This is a genomic window from Undibacterium sp. SXout7W (genome assembly GCF_049339385.1).
Classification (GTDB): domain Bacteria; phylum Pseudomonadota; class Gammaproteobacteria; order Burkholderiales; family Burkholderiaceae_D; genus Undibacterium.
The window spans coordinates 144386-161490 of the sequence record NZ_JBMPPF010000003.1 but is presented as its reverse complement, the minus strand read 5'-3'; the positions used below and the strand labels follow the sequence as shown (position 1 = coordinate 161490).

20 protein-coding genes are annotated in these 17105 nt (G+C 50.4%); 8 read left to right on the top strand and 12 right to left on the bottom strand.

Features of this window, described 5'->3' with window-relative positions; genetic code table 11:
• The first annotated feature begins 5 nt into the window (after nucleotides 1–5).
• From ACO0LB_RS04675 to glcF, 6 genes are all read left to right on the top strand, one after another.
• Nucleotides 6–686, top strand: a complete 681-nt coding sequence (locus ACO0LB_RS04675; protein ID WP_423046982.1) for a DUF6776 family protein — start codon at nucleotides 6–8, stop codon at nucleotides 684–686.
• Nucleotides 687–757: 71 nt separating this feature from the next.
• Nucleotides 758–1147 carry a bactofilin family protein gene (locus ACO0LB_RS04670; protein ID WP_423046980.1) on the top strand — a complete coding sequence of 130 codons (390 nt, stop codon included), beginning with the start codon at nucleotides 758–760 and terminating at the stop codon, nucleotides 1145–1147.
• A 50-nt stretch (nucleotides 1148–1197) separates the two neighbouring features.
• Nucleotides 1198–1548, top strand: coding sequence for an iron-sulfur cluster insertion protein ErpA (erpA, locus tag ACO0LB_RS04665; RefSeq protein ID WP_423046978.1), 351 nt, complete (start codon nucleotides 1198–1200; stop codon nucleotides 1546–1548).
• 148 nt (nucleotides 1549–1696) lie between these two features.
• A complete protein-coding gene (locus ACO0LB_RS04660) occupies nucleotides 1697–3184 on the top strand; it encodes an FAD-linked oxidase C-terminal domain-containing protein (protein WP_423046976.1) in 1488 nt (495 codons plus the stop codon).
• A 123-nt stretch (nucleotides 3185–3307) separates the two neighbouring features.
• Nucleotides 3308–4384 (top strand): glycolate oxidase subunit GlcE, encoded by a 1077-nt coding sequence (gene glcE, locus ACO0LB_RS04655; RefSeq protein WP_423046974.1) that lies wholly within the window; start codon nucleotides 3308–3310, stop codon nucleotides 4382–4384.
• A 5-nt stretch (nucleotides 4385–4389) separates the two neighbouring features.
• Entirely contained in the window at nucleotides 4390–5616 is a 1227-nt protein-coding gene (gene glcF, locus ACO0LB_RS04650) for a glycolate oxidase subunit GlcF (RefSeq protein WP_423046972.1), read from the top strand.
• A 25-nt stretch (nucleotides 5617–5641) separates the two neighbouring features.
• Here glcF and ACO0LB_RS04645 read toward each other — a convergent pair whose 3' ends face one another.
• The 3 genes from ACO0LB_RS04645 to ACO0LB_RS04635 are packed head-to-tail and all read right to left on the bottom strand — an operon-like array spanning nucleotide 5642 to nucleotide 8326.
• Nucleotides 5642–6124 (bottom strand): glutathione peroxidase, encoded by a 483-nt coding sequence (locus ACO0LB_RS04645; protein WP_423046970.1) that lies wholly within the window; start codon nucleotides 6122–6124, stop codon nucleotides 5642–5644.
• Nucleotide 6125: 1 nt separating this feature from the next.
• Nucleotides 6126–7262 carry a PilT/PilU family type 4a pilus ATPase gene (locus tag ACO0LB_RS04640; RefSeq protein WP_423046968.1) on the bottom strand — a complete coding sequence of 379 codons (1137 nt, stop codon included), beginning with the start codon at nucleotides 7260–7262 and terminating at the stop codon, nucleotides 6126–6128.
• Between the two features lie 20 nt (nucleotides 7263–7282).
• The gene (locus tag ACO0LB_RS04635) at nucleotides 7283–8326 is read right to left on the bottom strand and encodes a type IV pilus twitching motility protein PilT (RefSeq protein WP_423046966.1); all 1044 of its coding nucleotides are present in this window, start codon (nucleotides 8324–8326) and stop codon (nucleotides 7283–7285) included.
• Nucleotides 8327–8442: 116 nt separating this feature from the next.
• Between ACO0LB_RS04635 and ACO0LB_RS04630 the strand changes: the two genes are divergently transcribed.
• Nucleotides 8443–9147 (top strand): YggS family pyridoxal phosphate-dependent enzyme, encoded by a 705-nt coding sequence (locus ACO0LB_RS04630; RefSeq protein ID WP_423046964.1) that lies wholly within the window; start codon nucleotides 8443–8445, stop codon nucleotides 9145–9147.
• Nucleotides 9137–9964, top strand: coding sequence for a pyrroline-5-carboxylate reductase (proC, locus tag ACO0LB_RS04625; RefSeq protein ID WP_423046962.1), 828 nt, complete (start codon nucleotides 9137–9139; stop codon nucleotides 9962–9964). The genes ACO0LB_RS04630 and proC overlap by 11 nt, the downstream gene beginning before the upstream one ends.
• Nucleotides 9965–10114: 150 nt before the next feature.
• Here proC and ACO0LB_RS04620 read toward each other — a convergent pair whose 3' ends face one another.
• The 9 genes from ACO0LB_RS04620 to ACO0LB_RS04580 all read right to left on the bottom strand — a co-directional run bounded on the left by ACO0LB_RS04620 (nucleotide 10115) and on the right by ACO0LB_RS04580 (nucleotide 16985).
• Entirely contained in the window at nucleotides 10115–10456 is a 342-nt protein-coding gene (locus tag ACO0LB_RS04620) for a YqjK family protein (RefSeq protein ID WP_423046960.1), read from the bottom strand.
• On the bottom strand, nucleotides 10449–10847 hold the full coding sequence (locus ACO0LB_RS04615) for a phage holin family protein (RefSeq protein ID WP_423046958.1): 399 nt from the start codon (nucleotides 10845–10847) through the stop codon (nucleotides 10449–10451). The genes ACO0LB_RS04620 and ACO0LB_RS04615 overlap by 8 nt, the downstream gene beginning before the upstream one ends.
• A 24-nt stretch (nucleotides 10848–10871) precedes the next feature.
• The gene (locus ACO0LB_RS04610; RefSeq protein WP_423046956.1) at nucleotides 10872–11183 is read right to left on the bottom strand and encodes a DUF883 family protein; all 312 of its coding nucleotides are present in this window, start codon (nucleotides 11181–11183) and stop codon (nucleotides 10872–10874) included.
• A 290-nt stretch (nucleotides 11184–11473) separates the two neighbouring features.
• Nucleotides 11474–12340 carry a 4-hydroxybenzoate octaprenyltransferase gene (gene ubiA, locus ACO0LB_RS04605; protein ID WP_423046954.1) on the bottom strand — a complete coding sequence of 289 codons (867 nt, stop codon included), beginning with the start codon at nucleotides 12338–12340 and terminating at the stop codon, nucleotides 11474–11476.
• 232 nt (nucleotides 12341–12572) lie between these two features.
• The gene (rimJ, locus tag ACO0LB_RS04600) at nucleotides 12573–13118 is read right to left on the bottom strand and encodes a ribosomal protein S5-alanine N-acetyltransferase (protein WP_423046952.1); all 546 of its coding nucleotides are present in this window, start codon (nucleotides 13116–13118) and stop codon (nucleotides 12573–12575) included.
• Nucleotides 13119–13156: 38 nt separating this feature from the next.
• The gene (locus ACO0LB_RS04595) at nucleotides 13157–14101 is read right to left on the bottom strand and encodes a hydrogen peroxide-inducible genes activator (protein ID WP_423046950.1); all 945 of its coding nucleotides are present in this window, start codon (nucleotides 14099–14101) and stop codon (nucleotides 13157–13159) included.
• Nucleotides 14102–14363: 262 nt separating this feature from the next.
• Nucleotides 14364–15101: a hypothetical protein gene (locus ACO0LB_RS04590; protein ID WP_423046948.1), complete on the bottom strand. Its 738-nt coding sequence runs from the start codon at nucleotides 15099–15101 to the stop codon at nucleotides 14364–14366.
• Between the two features lie 371 nt (nucleotides 15102–15472).
• Nucleotides 15473–16390, bottom strand: a complete 918-nt coding sequence (locus ACO0LB_RS04585) for an SDR family NAD(P)-dependent oxidoreductase (protein ID WP_423046946.1) — start codon at nucleotides 16388–16390, stop codon at nucleotides 15473–15475.
• 115 nt (nucleotides 16391–16505) lie between these two features.
• On the bottom strand, nucleotides 16506–16985 hold the full coding sequence (locus ACO0LB_RS04580; protein WP_423046944.1) for a GNAT family N-acetyltransferase: 480 nt from the start codon (nucleotides 16983–16985) through the stop codon (nucleotides 16506–16508).
• Nucleotides 16986–17105 lie beyond the last annotated feature (120 nt).

The window sequence follows — 17105 nt, the reverse complement described above, 5'->3', positions numbered from 1 at the left end:
CTAAAATGACAATCACGCACGAACAGCCGTGGCCAGTGCGCTTGGCGATGACTGGTGTCGTGATTGGGATTGCGGCAGCAGTTGCCTGGTGGACTTACGACTTGGGGCGTAGTTTTGCATTTGGTCCAAAAATTGATGAAAAACAGGTAATTGCACTCCAGCAACAGCTCGAACAAGTGACTGCAGAACGGGATAAGCTGGCATCTGTTGCCAATACGATAGAGAGTAAAGTCAATATCGACCGTTCTACGCAAAAACAGCTGGCGGATCAGGTGAAAAGTCTGACATCTGAAAACCTTAAGCTGAAGGATGATCTGGCTTTTTTTGAGAGTACGATGCCATCGGCAGTGGGGCCAGATGGTATTACCCTGCAAAATCTGAAAATAGAACTGGCCGCACAAGGACAAGTTCGTTACCGCGCTTTGGTGATGCAAGGGGGCAAGGGTGGACGTGATTTCAATGGGGAATTACAGTTCAGCCTGAATCTGGTGCAGGCCGGTAAACCTGCTATGATGCAGTTCCCAGATTCCAAGCTCGGTGATGCTGGAAAATTGAAATTATCGTTCAGGCACTATCAGCGACTTGAAGGTGTGATTTCCTTGCCGGATGGTGCGATAGTGAAAGCAGTACAGGCCAAAGTGATGGATAAAGGTCAGGTTCGCGCCCAGCAAACCGTGAATTTTTAACGCTCCAGGAGCATGATGCATAGCATGACGCGCCAGATATCCTGATTCATTCCTCAAAAAAAGGAGTATTCATGTTTAGTCGCAAAAGCAAATCCACCATAGACAGCCTGATCGGTGCTACGACTGTGATTGAAGGCAATTTGCATTTTAAAGGTGGCTTACGTATTGATGGTCATATTAAAGGCAATGTCATTGCTGATACTGAAGCATCGAGTATGTTGGTGATTTCAGAGCAGGCAAAAATTGATGGCGAAGTTAAAGCTGCACATGTTGTGGTGAACGGTTCGATTAACGGGCCTGTTTTTTCCAGCGAATTGTTAGAATTGCAACCGAAAGCCAGAATTTCAGGTGACGTTCACTATAAAACACTGGAAATGATGAGTGGCGCCTTGGTATCCGGGCAATTGACCCATGATCTGACGCAAGAGCCAATGCTGAAACTAGCAGCCTCCAATGCATAGTTTTGCAGTCAGGTCTATAATGGAAGTATCTCAGATTGAAGGAGCATGAAATGAACGCAGTAGCAGAAATGCCAGCACCGATTGTTTTTACTGATAGCGCTGCTTCCAAAGTAGCTCAGTTAATTGAAGAAGAAGGTAACCCAGACCTGAAATTGCGCGTGTTTGTGCAAGGCGGCGGTTGCTCAGGTTTTCAGTATGGTTTTACTTTTGATGAAATCACCAATGAAGACGACACTACCATGACCAAAAATGGTGTGCAGTTATTGATTGATTCCATGAGCTATCAATACCTGGTTGGTGCAGAAATCGACTATAAAGATGATCTGGAAGGTGCGCAGTTTGTGATTAAAAATCCAAATGCCACGACAACATGCGGATGCGGGTCTTCTTTCTCCGCCTGATCTGATTTGTTGTCATCAAGAAGGATGCAAAAGGACGCCATGGCGTCCTTTTTTTCTGCCTGAAAACAATTCAGGTACATCTGATGAAACTATTCATGCCAAGCGCAAGAAAGCTCATTACACTAGAAGAAAATATACGGAGGCGGCTATGGAGCAAGCGAATTCAGGTGTCGTGAGCAGTCAGCATCAATTGGAAGTGGTGTCAGCATTGAAGGCGGTCTTGCCTGCCCATTGCGTGTTATACCAAGAAGAAGATACTCGTCCTTATGAGTGCGATGGATTAGCTGCTTTTCGCCAGCTACCAATGGTTGTTGCCTTGCCGGAAAATGAAACTCAGATCGTCGCGATCATGCATGTGTGCCGTCGGCTGAATGTCCCCATTGTTCCTCGCGGAGCTGGGACGGGTCTGTCAGGTGGTGCTATGCCGATTGCAAATGGGGTCGTGGTTTCAACGGCGAAATTCAATAAAATTATCGAAGTCGATGCCTATGCCCGCACTGCCACAGTTCAGCCAGGCGTGCGTAATCTGGCGATTTCTGAAGCAGTCGCGGTTCACGGTTTGTATTACGCTCCTGATCCTTCGTCGCAGATTGCCTGCACAATCGGCGGCAACGTGGCAGAGAATTCTGGTGGCGTGCATTGTCTGAAATACGGCTTGACCGTGCACAATGTCATGCGTGTCCGTGCTATCACGATAGAAGGCGAAATGATTGAGTTGGGCGGTACTGCACTTGATGCGCCTGGTCTCGATTTGCTGGCTGTTTTCATCGGTTCGGAAGGCATGCTTGGTATTGTGACTGAAGTCACTGTCAAACTGGTTCCTAAACCGCAGGTAGCACGAGTGATCATGGCGTCGTTTGATGATGTGGTCAAAGGGGGGAATGCCGTGGCGAATGTGATTGCTGCCGGCATTATTCCAGCTGGGCTGGAGATGATGGATAAAACGTCCTCCCGCATGGTGGAACCTTTTGTGAAGGCTGGTTACGATATTGATGCCGAAGCCATACTCTTGTGCGAGTCGGATGGCACGATAGAAGAAGTCGAAGAAGAAATACAGCGGATGAGCGCGGTGCTGGAACATGCGGGTGCAACCGCCATTGCTGTGTCGCAGTCAGAGGCGGAGCGTTTAAGGTTTTGGTCCGGTCGCAAAAATGCATTTCCGGCGGCAGGACGTATTTCCCCGGATTATTACTGTATGGATGGAACGATTCCACGCAAACGTCTGGCCGAGGTCTTGATCGGTATTACCAAAATGGAAGCCCGGCATGGCCTGCGTTGTGCCAACGTATTTCATGCGGGCGATGGCAATTTGCATCCCTTGATTTTGTTTGATGCGAATCAACCGGGTGAATTTGATCGTGCTGAAGCATTTGGTGCAGAAATTTTGGAATTATGCGTAGAGGTCGGCGGTACGATTACTGGCGAACATGGTGTGGGGATAGAAAAAATCAATTCCATGTGTGTACAGTTTTCACGCGAAGAACTCGATGCATTTTTTGCGGTGAAGCGTGCTTTCGATACTGCATTTTTACTGAATCCGGACAAAGCCATCCCGACACTGCATCGTTGTGCTGAATATGGTCGTATGCATGTCAAAAAAGGACAACTGAAATTCCCTGAGTTGCCGCGCTTTTGAGTGTATTTCTAAGCGTATTGTTCGAGCGTATCAACAGAAGAGTGCTGTTTTATTCCTCTCTGGATAGCAGCAACAAAGCAGCAACACAGCAACAACAAGCTTCACAGAGAAAAAGACAAGATCATGGAGACTGCAGTGGAAGAAATCGTACAGTCATTTCGAGAGCGCATTCTGGATGCCGGAAAAAATGCAACCCCACTATTGATACAGGGTGGTGGCACTAAACAGTGGTATGGGCATGACGCACAAGGCACTTTGCTTGATACGCGTGCCTATTCCGGCATTTTGGCATACGACCCGACGGAGTTGGTGATTACTGCCAGATGTGGCACACCGCTGGCCGAGATAGAGGCCGTGCTGTCAGAAAAAAATCAGATGCTGGCATTTGAACCGCCTCACTGGGGTGATGCTGCGACGATCGGCGGCACGATTGCTGCTGGTTTGTCAGGCCCGCGCCGGCCTTATGTCGGTGCCGTGCGGGACTTCGTTCTGGGCGCCACACTGATGGATGGCAAGGGACAAACCTTGGCATTCGGTGGACAGGTCATGAAAAATGTTGCGGGCTATGATGTCTCCCGCCTCCTGACCGGATCCATGGGTACTTTGGGACTGATATTGGATGTGTCTGTCAAAGTGCTGCCGAGGCCTTTTTCTGAAACCAGTCTGGTATTTGCTTTATCAGAAGCAGATGCGATTCGCAGAATGAATGAGTGGGCAGGGCAGGCATTGCCTATCTCCGCTTGTGCCTGGCATGTTGGCCGCATGACGGTGCGCTTGTCAGGTGCCGAGGCGGCAGTGCGGGCTGCAAAACTGAAGCTGGGTGGTGAAGAAATCAGTGATGCCAGCGCATTCTGGTCGTCGTTGCGTGAGCAGACGCATGATTTTTTCTCTCAGGATGACAAGCATGGTCTCTGGCGCTTGTCTGTGCCTTCCACGACAGGGCCGTTGCGCCTGACCGGCAAATCTCTGATCGAATGGGGTGGTGCGCAACGCTGGTTATTCAGTGATGAAAACCCGGACATTATCCGTCTGTCAGCGACCGCAGCTGGTGGTCATGCAAGCTTATTCCGTGGTGGCGACAAGCAGATTGGCGTGTTTTCCCGCTTGTCTGCTCCGGTGGAAAAAATTCATCGCCACTTGAAAGAGGCGTTTGATCCAGCCGGTATTTTTAACCCAGGGCGCATGTACAAGGATTTCTAATTCATATGCAAACGAATCTCGCTGACTTCATCAAAGATACCCGTGATGGCCAAGAAGCAGAGGACATACTGCGCAAATGCGTGCATTGTGGATTCTGTACTGCGACTTGCCCGACTTACCAGTTGCTTGGGGATGAGCTGGACGGTCCGCGTGGCCGTATTTATCTGATCAAACAGGTATTGGAAGGCAAACCTGCTACCGTTAAAACGCAGCAACATCTGGATCGGTGTCTGACTTGCCGCAATTGCGAATCAACCTGCCCTTCAGGCGTGAAATATGGCCGGCTGGTGGATATTGGGCGTAAGGTGGTGGACGAGCAGGTACCACGCTCATTCTCTCAGCGCCTGGTGCGCGGCACTCTGAAAGAATTATTACCTCGCCCAGCCTTGTTTTCACCCGCGATGAAGCTGGGGCAGATGGTTCGTCCATTGTTGCCTGCATCCATACAAAATAAAGTGCCGAAGCCAAGGGCAGCGGGGCAACGCCCTCAACGCCAGCATACACGCCAGATGCTCTTGCTGGAGGGATGTGTGCAGCCTTCCATGTCACCCAATATTAACTCCGCGACAGCCCGTGTGCTGGACGCACTCGGTGTGCAATTGTTACCAACACCGAAGGCTGGATGTTGTGGTGCCATCAAATACCACCTGAACGACCACGACGCCGGTCTGGACGATATGCGGCGGAATATTGATGCATGGTGGCCGTTAGTGGAGGCGGGGGCAGAAGCGATCGTGATGACGGCGTCTGGTTGCGGCGCTACCGTGAAGGAATACGGGCATTTACTGGCGCACGATACGGTATATGCCGATAAAGCCAAAAGAATCTCCGCAATAACAAAGGATCTGAGTGAAATCTTGCCAGAGTTTGAAGTTGAGCTGGTGGCTAAAACGACAGGTAAGCTGAAACAGCGGATTGCGTGGCATCCACCATGTACTTTGCAACATGGTCAGCAAATCAGGGGCAAGGTAGAAGGGCTGTTGCGTGCTGTTGGGGTTGACGTACAGATGTGTGCAGACAGTCATTTGTGCTGCGGTTCTGCAGGCACATATTCGGTTTTGCAACCGGAGTTGTCTTATCAGTTACGAGATAACAAACTCCATAACTTGTTGGTCACCAAACCAGAGAAGATTCTGTCCGCCAACATCGGATGCATTACCCATTTGCAATCGGGAACTGATGTGCAGGTACAGCACTGGGTAGAATTGATCGATACTGCCCTGCAATCGTAAATACGCGGAGGCTTACTGGCGGGATTTATTCTGCCAGTAGCTGCTCAATATCACGAATCAGCTCCTGCGGCGCGGTTTGCGGTGCGTAACGCTTAAATACTGTTCCGTCTTTTTTGATCAGAAATTTAGTGAAGTTCCATTTGATTGATTCGCTTCCGAGTAATCCCGGAGCTTTGCTTTTCAAATGCTGGAATAATGGGTGGGCATCGCTACCATTGACATTGATTTTGTCAAACATCGGGAACGTCACACCATAGTTTTTTTCGCAAAACGCGCCTATTTCACCCGCTGATCCCGGCTCTTGATGTCCAAACTGGTTGCATGGAAAGCCGAGGACTTCAACACCTTTATCTTTAAATTGCTGATATACGGCCTCCAGTCCTTTGTATTGGGGAGTAAAGCCGCAGTTACTGGCGGTATTGACGACCAATACGACCTTTCCCAGATATTGTTTCAGATCGACAGGTTTGCCTTGCAGGTTGTTGGCAGTGTAATCAAGAGCGCTCATATCAGACTATTCCTAGGTGACGTGTACCGGCATTCAGATCGCGGTCTTTTGATTCCTTGCCTTGCAACATAATCGCCAGACGCAGTTCATTAACGGAGTCCGCATTACGCAAAGCATCTTCGTAGGTGATTTTGTCTGCCTCATGCAGGTCAAACAACGCCTGGTCAAAAGTTTGCATCCCGAGTTCACGCGATTTTTTCATGATTTCCTTGATTTCATGTACCTGACCTTTGAAGATCAGATCGGAAATCAAAGGTGTGTTGAGCATAATTTCTACTGCAGCAACGCGTCCTTTGCGACCTTTTAACGGAATTAAGCGTTGCGAGATAACACCTTTCAGATTCAGTGACAAATCCATCAGCAATTGTGCGCGGCGCTCTTCAGGGAAGAAGTTGATAATCCTGTCCAATGCCTGATTGGAGCTGTTAGCATGAAGTGTCGCCAGACAGAGATGGCCGGTTTCAGCAAAGGCAATCGCAAAATCCATTGTTTCCCGGTCTCGAATTTCGCCAATCTGTATCACGTCCGGCGCTTGGCGCAATGAGTTTTTCAGTGCAGCGCCCCAGTCCTCGGTATCAATACCGATTTCCCGCTGAGTCACGATGCAATTACCGTGAGGATGAACATACTCAATCGGGTCTTCTACGGTAATGATATGCCCGTAACTATTGGCATTGCGGTGACCAAGCATGGCGGCCAGCGTCGTTGATTTACCCGAGCCAGTCGCGCCCACCATGATGACCAGACCGCGCTTGGTTAAGGCAACTTCTTTTAAATTTTCTGGAAGTCCCAGGTCTTCCAGTTTGGGAATTTCGGTAGTGATTGTACGTAGTACCAATCCCACGCGCCCTTGCTGCATGAATGCAGAGACGCGGAATCGACCCATGCCAGCCGGATTAATCGCAAAATTACATTCTTTGGTCGACTCAAATTCAGCCGCTTGCTTGTCGTTCATAATCGCACGTGCCAGATCAACGGTATGCGCAGAGGTCAGCGGTTGATTTGAGACAGGCGTTACCCTGCCATCGATTTTAAAGGCGGGTGGAAATTCAGCGGTGATAAATAAGTCAGAGCCATTTTTACTGAGCATCAGCCTCAGTAAATCATGCATAAACTTGGTAGCCTGATCGCGTTCCATGATTGTTCTTCCTTATCTGTTTAACCGGGGAAGTTTTCAGGGATTTTTGCCGCAGCCCGAGCCGCACCGACAGAGATCACGTTACGGCGAACCAGATCGGTCAGATTCTGATCCAGCGTCTGCATACCGACATTGCTGCCGGTCTGAATTGCCGAGTACATTTGTGCCACTTTTGCTTCGCGGATCAGATTGCGAATCGCAGGTGTACCGATCATGATTTCATGTGCGGCGACCCGGCCTGAGCCATCTTTGGTTTTGAGTAAAGTCTGGGAAATCACTGCCTGTAAGGATTCGGACAACATGGAACGAACCATTTCTTTTTCTTCCGCAGGGAACACGTCAACAATACGATCAATCGTTTTAGCTGCGGATGACGTATGCAGCGTGCCAAATACCAGATGGCCTGTTTCTGCCGCAGTGAGCGCCAGACGAATGGTTTCCAGATCACGTAACTCACCAACCAGAATGGCATCAGGATCTTCACGCAGCGCCGAGCGCAGGGCGTTATTGAACGACATTGTATGTGGGCCGACTTCACGCTGGTTGATCAGACATTTTTTAGAGTCATGTACGAATTCGATAGGGTCTTCGACGGTCAGAATGTGCCCGTATTCGTTTTCATTCAGATGATTCACCATACCTGCCAGCGTAGTGGATTTGCCGGAACCTGTCGGTCCTGTGACCAGCACCAGTCCACGAGGGCGTAAAGCAAGGTCGGCAAAAATTTTCGGTGCGTTCAGTTGTTCCAGTGACAGAATTTTGGAAGGAATCGTACGCATGACCGCTGCGGGACCGCGTTCCTGATTAAAAGCATTCACACGGAAACGTGCCAGACCTGGAATGGCAAAGGAGAAATCGCACTCCAGAGTCTCTTCGTAGGCTTTGCGCTGCGAGTCATTCATGATGTCATAAATCAGTTCATGGACATCTTTGTGTTCCAGCGGCGGGAGATTAATTCGTCGCACATCGCCATGGACCCGTATCATTGGCGGTAAGCCGGAGGATAAGTGAAGATCGGAAGCGTTATTCTTGACGGAAAACGCCAGTAATTCAGAAATGTCCATTTATAATTCCGGTGGTAGTCATCATTGAATCCGTTGCTGGCAGAGAAGTCTCTCTGGGACGGGAGCAAACCCGTACAACGAAATAAGTAGAGCAAAGTAGAGCAGATACCCTGATTATGTCCTTAATTTCTGACAACTTGCAAGCCGTACTTGCTGATATTCTGGCATCTTCTGTCGCCGCTGGACGTGCGCCAGATGCCGTCAGCTTGCTTGCCGTTTCCAAAACATTTGCCGCGCAGGCGGTTCTCGACGCTGCAAGTGCAGGACAGCGCGCATTTGGTGAAAATTATCTGCAGGAAGCGCTGGAGAAGATACTGACGGTACAAGAGCTTGCCCCCGGCTTAGTGCTTGAGTGGCATTTCATTGGCCCGATTCAGAGTAATAAAACCAGACCGATTGCAGAACATTTTTCGTGGGTGCATTCGGTAGATCGTGAAAAAATTGCGCAGCGCTTATCTGAACAGCGCCCAGAGCATTTGCCGCCGTTAAATATTTGCCTGCAGGTGAATATCAGTCGCGAAGAAAGTAAAAGTGGCGTGTTGCCAGAAGATGCTCTGGGGGTAGCGCAAAAAATAGCCAGCCTGCCGAAGCTGCGTTTAAGGGGACTGATGGCCGTACCTGAGGCCAGTCACGACGAGGAACAACAGCGCCAGGCGTTTCGCCAGTTAAAACAGCTGAGTGATACGATTTGCGCGGCAGGTATTGCTCTGGATACTTTATCGATGGGGATGAGCGGCGATTTGCATGCCGCGATCGCCGAAGGCAGTACCATGGTGCGTATTGGCACCGCTATTTTTGGAAACAGACATTATGCAAAATAAACTCAAAATAGGTTTTATTGGTGGTGGCAATATGGCTGCTGCATTGATTGGTGGGCTGGTGACAGAGTTAACGTCACCAGAGCATGTCCATGTGGTTGATCTGAATCAGACTTCACTGACACGCCTGGAAACGGAGTTCGCTGTCAGCACAGGGCTGAATATGGATGCCACATTGCGTGAGATGGATGTGATTATTCTGGCTGTTAAGCCGCAGCAATTACGAGATGTAGTGGGGGAGCTTGCGCCATATTTGCAGGGGCAACTGGTGTTGTCGATCGCGGCAGGTATACGTGCTACTGATATTGCGCGATGGTTGAACGGCTACGACAAAGTGGTGCGTGCGATGCCGAATACACCCGCATTGATTGGTAAAGGTGTGACCGGATTGTTTGCTTTGCCTGGCGTGTCTGCCGAGCAAAAACAGATGGCCGATAACGTGATGCACGCGGTAGGTACTACGCTCTGGTTGGATGAAGAAAATTTGATTGATACCGTTACTGCGGTGTCTGGCAGCGGCCCCGCCTATGTATTTTATTTTATTGAAGCTTTGCAACAAGCAGCGCAGGAGCTGGGGCTGAATGAAGATCAGGCGACCCAGTTAGCGATCGCTACCTTTAACGGAGCATCCCAGCTGGCCTTGCATTCCAGCGAACCAGTATCCGTGCTGCGGGAGCGTGTTACCTCAAAAGGCGGAACGACCTACGCTGCGTTGACCAGCATGGAAAATAGCGATGTCCGGCAGGCGATTGTGAGTGCGGTCAAGGCTGCTGCTGCACGTGGAAAAGAGTTGGGTGAAGAATTCGGCCGTCAGACTTGATCTGGTTGCTGAAGTAATTGGAGTGGGGGCGAGTCAGCCATAGATCGCCGCTGGTTCAGATTTGTGCATCGTTCATACTGATATTCCGATGTTCGGTATAAACGGGCAATATCAATGTATTGATGATGGTGTTAACTTTGCAAGGCGTTTTTATTCAGCAGGAGTTTTGACTGACGCTGTTTCCGTGCTACGAGCTCGTTGCATTACTGGTGCCAGTTTTTTCCAGGCTTGCCAGCCAAGCAGCGCGGTTTTGGCAAGCGTGAATGCACGTGCAGGCTTAAGTATGGTGACGGCGGCGGCAATGACGATGCCAAGTAAGGGGCGTTTCCTGATCGCGTTGCCGGTGGCTCTGCAGGCAATTGCTGCTAGCTCAACAAGCTCCAGTGATTGCCTGAGTTCACGATATTGCAAGGTGATCAGTTGCCTTTGCGCCTGCGTTTTGAGTAGCAACGCCTGACGTCGCAATGCCAGTTTTTCCCGATGGCTATTCATGCTGGGCACCGGATTCTGTCGCAGCAGGTGTTTCACCACGCAGTGCAGCGCCGTCTTTTTGGAGTTCCGTCAAGGTAGATGACAGCAAACGTGGTTTGTTTTGAAGCGTTGTCCGAATTTTCGTGCTGACGATGACAGCGGCAACGGCGAAAATCCCTGCCAATCCTGCAATCACCGGTATTCTGTAGGTATCCCAGAACAAAACCACCACCAGTGCGACAGCTAGCATGATCGCCATGCACGCAAAGAACAAGGCTGTCAGTGACCACAGTAGCGTGGAAGAAAAACGGTGAAGTTCTTCTTCCAGTTCTACTGAGGCGAGTTCAAGGCGTGTATGGGCAATACTCGCTAGCGTCGCGCCTAACTTACCCAGAGAATCGGTGATAGCCATTGTTCTGTCGTCGTTATTTCATCGTTACTTGTTGCGACCTATCAATAAACCCACTAAGAGCCCAACGCCTGCAGCAATGCCCGCAGATTGCCATGGATTTTCTTTGACATACACATCCGTTGCACGAGCCGCATCTTTGGTGCGGGTAACGACAACGTCTTCTATGCGAGCGACTTCTGCTTTCGCATTTTTCAGAGTTTTTTCAAACCGTGCTTTAGCAGTTTTAAAGCCTTCACCGCTTTGCTGTTCGGTATTTTTCAACATATCTTCTGCATCGCGAATCACCTCGTTCAGATCCTGAATGAGTTGGTCTTTATGCTGTTCTAATGAGCTCATGATGCGTCCTTTGTCGTGATAGATAAATGAATCAATGAATTGAATTTCAGCTGCGCCGATCTTGCAACACTGCAAAAACACTGAATAGCCAGCATGATGGATGATGCTCGCCATCTACTGAAGTATCTCGGGTCAGAACATCAGAATGCAAGGCCTTCCGTCCAGAGTCTAAGCATTGTGATGGCAGTGTATTTGCGGCACATCAATGAAGCGGTAAAACAAATGAGACGAAAAATAACAGATGAAGCAGATTAAAACAGATAGCAATAAAACAAAAGAGGATGCTTTACTTAATGTAGCGCATAGTCAAGCGCAATGCCAGCAAAGATCGCAGCACCCAGCCAGTTGTTATGACGAAACGCCGCGAAGCAGCGCATGCGGTCGCGGTCGCGGATCAGAGTGTAATGATAGACAGCGCAGGCACTGGCAACTGCCATGCCACCGATGAACCAGGTCCGTAAACCGTATTGCCAGCCAACCAGCAAGATCAGGGCAAATGTGACAGCGTAGCAAGTCATGATGGCGAAGACATCATACTGGGCAAAGGTGATGGCCGAGGTTTTAATCCCGATCTTGAGATCATCATCCCGGTCTACCATCGCATACTCGGTGTCATAGGCGACCGCCCAGAAAATATTGGCGATCAGTAATATCCAGGCGCTGGCGGGCACGGTGTTTTGAACCGCCGCAAACGCCATTGGAATCCCGAAGCCGAAAGCAATACCCAGATAAGCCTGTGGAATGGCAAAAAACCGTTTGAAATAGGGGTAACTGCCAGCAATGATGAGTGCCAGCACGGATAATTGCTTGGTGAGCGTATTCAACGGCAGAATCAGGCAAAAAGAAATCAGGGCAAGTACCGCTGTGACAATCAGGGCTTCAGTGCCGGAGATTTTGCCGCTGGTCAGCGGGCGTTCTGCCGTGCGTTTGACATGCAGGTCAAAATCACGGTCGGCATAATCATTGATGGCGCAACCGGCAGAGCGCATCAGGATGGTGCCCAGCGTGAAGATGAAACACAGAGACCAGTCGGGTTTGCCGTCTGAGGCAAGCCAGAGTGCGGCCAGCGTTGGCCACAGCAGCAGCAGGATGCCGATGGGCTTGTCCAGACGTACTAATTTGACATACCACGTCAGACGGGAAATAAGCAGATTCATAAAAGACAGCCGGTAGTTTTGCATGTGCCGCATTATAAATTGTATTGTGAGTGTACTGGCATGATGCCTGTGCCATTTGGTTGTGCTGCCCGATGGCATATTGTCCGTGCTGTTGTACTGTGATGCAGGCCAGCCGGCTGTTATTCCGCGTTTGTGCTTTTAAGAAAATGGTCGCGTATGTGTGCGGATACGCATTGAAACAGGGAACCCGCCAAGCGCATGTAACCGTGCTTTACTGCTGCGGATGTATCAGTGCAGTGAGGACATGATCGCGCCAGACGCCATTGATTTTCAGGTAGGACTTAGCATAACCTTCGCGTTCGAAACCCAGTCGTTGTAATAGCGCAGCGCTACGCGTATTTTCGGGTACGTAATTGGCCATGATGCGATGTAATCCTGCATGTGCAAACATATAGTCGATGCCCGCGGTCGCGGCTTCTGACATAAAGCCTTGTCCCTGATGGGTTTTGGCAATCGAATAGCCCAGATGGCAAGCTTGAAAAGCACCGCGGACGATATTGCTGAAATTACACATGCCGACCATGTCTTCGGTATCGCAAATCGCGAAAAACATACCCAATCCGGCGTGCATGAGTTTGAAATTCGACAGTAGCCTTTCCTGGCACTGTTCGATCGAAAAAAAAGCACTGTCGCGTAGCGGTTCCCAGGGAGCCAGATATTCACGGTTGCGCAACAGATACTGCTGCAACAGAGGTGCGTGTTCAGGTAGCAATATTCGTAATTGCAGGCGGGGAGTATCGATGGGGGCGATCAGCATATGTCTTCTCCTGATGGCTGGAATACATTGCCCTTCGCTTACTGTGCCTGTGGTGACTCATCCAGCATGTTCACGCCCGGCAGATCACACGCCAGCACGGCCTGCCGGATGGCTTCTATGGCTGCCTGGCGGGTAAAACTTTTACGCCATGCAATCACAACCCGCCGATCTGGCGCTGGTGCGGTGAATGGCACGTAGCGCAACATGCCATCTTTACTCTGCAAGTCGGGTACTGATGCCATCGGTAGCACTGTAATGCCGATACCGGAAGCGACCATATGCCGTATGGTTTCCAGCGACGAACCCTCGAATGTACGGGCAATGCCGTCTCCGGTAGTCGAAAAGCGCGCCATTTCCGGGCACACTTCCAGCACCTGATCGCGGAAACAATGACCGTTACCAAGCAATAACATGGTTTCGTTTTTTAATTCTTCCGCCGGGACTTCGCTGCGTTGCGCCCAGTGATGATCGTGCGGCATGGCAACGACAAAAGGCTCATCGTATAACGCCTGCGTCATCAGGCTCTGGTCCGGTAGAGGTAGTGCCATGATGGCAGCATCCAGCTCGCCCTGACGTAATAATTCCATCAGTTTGACCGTGAAATTCTCTTGCAGCACCAGCGGCATTTGCGGGACTTGTCTGATCATGGTTTTGACCAGCGTCGGCAGCAGATAAGGGCCAATCGTATAAATCACCCCGAGCCGGAAGGGACCAGCCAGCGGATCTTTATTTTGTTTCGCGATTTCTTTGATCGCAGCAGTCTGTTCCAGCACGCGCTCTGCCTGTGCAACGATCTGCGCACCAAGCGGCGTAGTGGAAACCTCCGTGCCACCACGTTCAAAGATCGTTACGCCAAGTTCATCTTCGAGCTTTTTAATGGCAACAGAAAGGGTTGGCTGTGCGACAAAGCACGCCTCAGCCGCGTGTCCGAAGTGCTTTTGCCTGGCAACGGCAACGATGTATTTTAATTCTGTCAGTGTCATGCCAATAGTGTGGCACAGACTGCCAACAGCGTCAGCAAGTGCTTGCAGCAGAATTTTAAAATAAGTAAGGTACTTTAGATAATGGCAGGAGTATGTTTGAAGGTGCTATATTTTATGCTGAGGATACGTGGAAAAAATAACATACTCATAGGGAGTATTTATTTTAAATTTGATGAGAACTGACGCAAAATTGCCCTGTTAAGGCGAGACAACACGTGTCGATGACGGCGATATCAATGCCAGACAAGGCGCGATCACATCGCTATTGCGTTGCTGGGATGAACGATTGCCTGGAGGATAAGAGTTCCAATGCCGCCAGATCACCACGCAAAGCAGCACTAACCTGTTCCATATAGACCGAGGCAAAGCGGTGTCCCTGCTTAGAATCGCGCAAGGCCATATGCCAGTGCCCCAGGCTTCCCATCAGTTGCACGTGGTCTTCTGCCCGTTCAACGCGGCGGATGACATCTGCGCCAAGCAAGCCGAGGTAGGTTTGCGCGGTGACGGTCATGAAGTCCTTGATGCTGCGCAATGAAGCTTCATCCAGCATATGAATTGCTGGTGCGGTTATCGTGATGCCGGATTTATCAGCGGAAATGGCAGTCGGCGCGATCACTGTTGCTACGGTCACTTCTGGCGTAATCACGGGTGTCGGCACAGCGGGCGTTACAGCATCAGGTTGCCATGCTGTTGGTGTCTTCGCAGACGTGGAGTCTGCTGAGACTGAGGAGGCAGAGGGCGCAGATGCAAGATCACGGTTGTATTCAATAAAATCCTGCTGACTCAGGAAATGAACAATTTCTTGCAGCTCGTTTTTTGCTACGGGAGTGAGCAGCGCATCCAGTTTTTTGCTGCCATCGAGCATGATCAGTATGCTGCGCTGTCTGGAACTCAGCTCGCCGCTACGTTGAGTAATTTCCAGGCGGCCTTTGCTGGTTTTCGTGAATACACTATTCCAGAACAATGAAGCCTGATTCTGTTGCGTCATTCCGACTGACATGAGCTTTCCTCCCAAAACATATAGCGGGGTAGCCTAAAGGAGTTTTATGACCTTCTTGTGTCATTCTGTTTTGCATTGTGCAATGCGGCAACGTTGAGAGTGACTACGACGACAATCAGTGTGGTATTCGTGGCCTTTTGAGGGCGGCGCTCTCGGCATATTAATGCTGAGAGGTGGACGCAAGCACATCCGGGCATCCGGGCATCCGGGCATCAGAACGCCTGAGCACCATTCTGGAGAGATGAAAAAAAGAAGGCAGATTGGAGGAATTGATATTGTCAGGAGGCAGGTAGCTCCTGACGTGGTTGATGTGTTCACCTGCATTTGCCATGTGAACACATCGGATGCGATCTGGCCTTGTGACGCTGAAATCAGCGTTGTTGCATGGCCTTGGTCAGTTCCAGATGGCCTTGCGCCGCGCCGCTTTCAGGAACGATTTCACCATCACGCTGACGCACTTCTGCCAGTCGCGCAGCGAGTTGTTCCGGTGCATCACCCTGACGCCCGACATAGATACCCTGTGTCATCGTGATATTGGCTGCTTCAAAACTACCCGCGCCAGCGCACAGAATGGTGCGGGTCGGTGCTTGTTCTGCCGCCAGAACCAGCATGGCCGGCACAACATCAGAGGCTTGCAAGGCTTTTAACATTTCTTCGGGGAACAGGCTCTCGGTCATACGTGTCGCCGCCGTCGGCGCCAGGCTGTTGACGCGGATATCGTTTTTGGCACCTTCAATCGCCAGCGTCTGCATCAGGCCAACCAGCGCCATTTTAGCCGCACCATAATTGGACTGACCAAAGTTGCCGTACAGCCCGGAAGAGGATGTTGTCATGACAATACGGCCATATTTTTGCTCATTCATGACGGGCCAGACCGCTTTGCAGCAATTGACCGCGCCCATCAGATGTACGTCCACGACCAGTTTGAAATCATCGATTTCCATTTTGGCAAAAGACTTATCACGCAAGATACCAGCGTTATTGATCAGAATATCGACCCGACCCCATTGTGCGATGGTATCGGCGACCATGGCCTGTACCGCTGCAAAATCGGTGACAGAGGCGCCGTTAGCGATGGCTTCACCACCTGCAGCACGGATTTCCTCCACTACTGCCAGCGCCGCTGCCGAAGAACCGCCCGAACCATCGCGTGCACCGCCGAGATCGTTGACGACCACTTTGGCACCACGTGCAGCCAGCGCCAATGCATGCTCACGTCCCAGACCACCACCTGCACCAGTCACAATCGCAACGCGACCTTTGAAATCAATGCTCGTGTCAATACTCATGTGTTTCCATCCTTGTTTGGCTAGTGAAATAACTGCGACAGATTCTACTTGCTCTACCCCGGCGGCGTGTTCGGATTTTTACTCATGGGCAGATCAATGACGAATAGCCAGAAGCTTACAATTTCTTCTGCATGACCAGTGCCCCGCCCATCGCCGGATTCAGTTCGTAAGGTGCAAAGCCCTGAGCGCGGTACAGTGCTTGTGCCGGAAGATTACCTTCCAGCACTTCCAGAGTGAGCTTGCAATAGCCTTTGTCTATCGCAAGCTGGCTGATGTATTCCATCATCGCTTTTCCTATGCCGCGACCACGGAAATCAGGATGTACCGCAAAATCATGAATATTCAGCAAGGCGCGGCAGGCAAATGTGGAAAAACCTTCCACGCCAATCGAGAACCCGGCCGCTTGGCCATCGACATAGGCCAGTACGGCCACAATATTGTTGCGTTTGCGCAATTCACTGATCAGATTTGCCTTGCATTCATCGGACAGGGGTTCACTTCCTCCCATAGGATCGAGTGCGTAGGCGTTGAGCAGCATCAGCAAATCCTTGCCATGTTGTTCTTGATGCAGATCGGCGGTCATCAGTGTGAGCATAAAATAGTGGGTGAAAAAAGTGGATTGATCAGGAGTGATGCTGGTGAATGGTATTGATGAGATTACTCATTTGTCGTGCTGATGGTAGCTGATCATGATCGTTGTTATTGTCGCTCATTC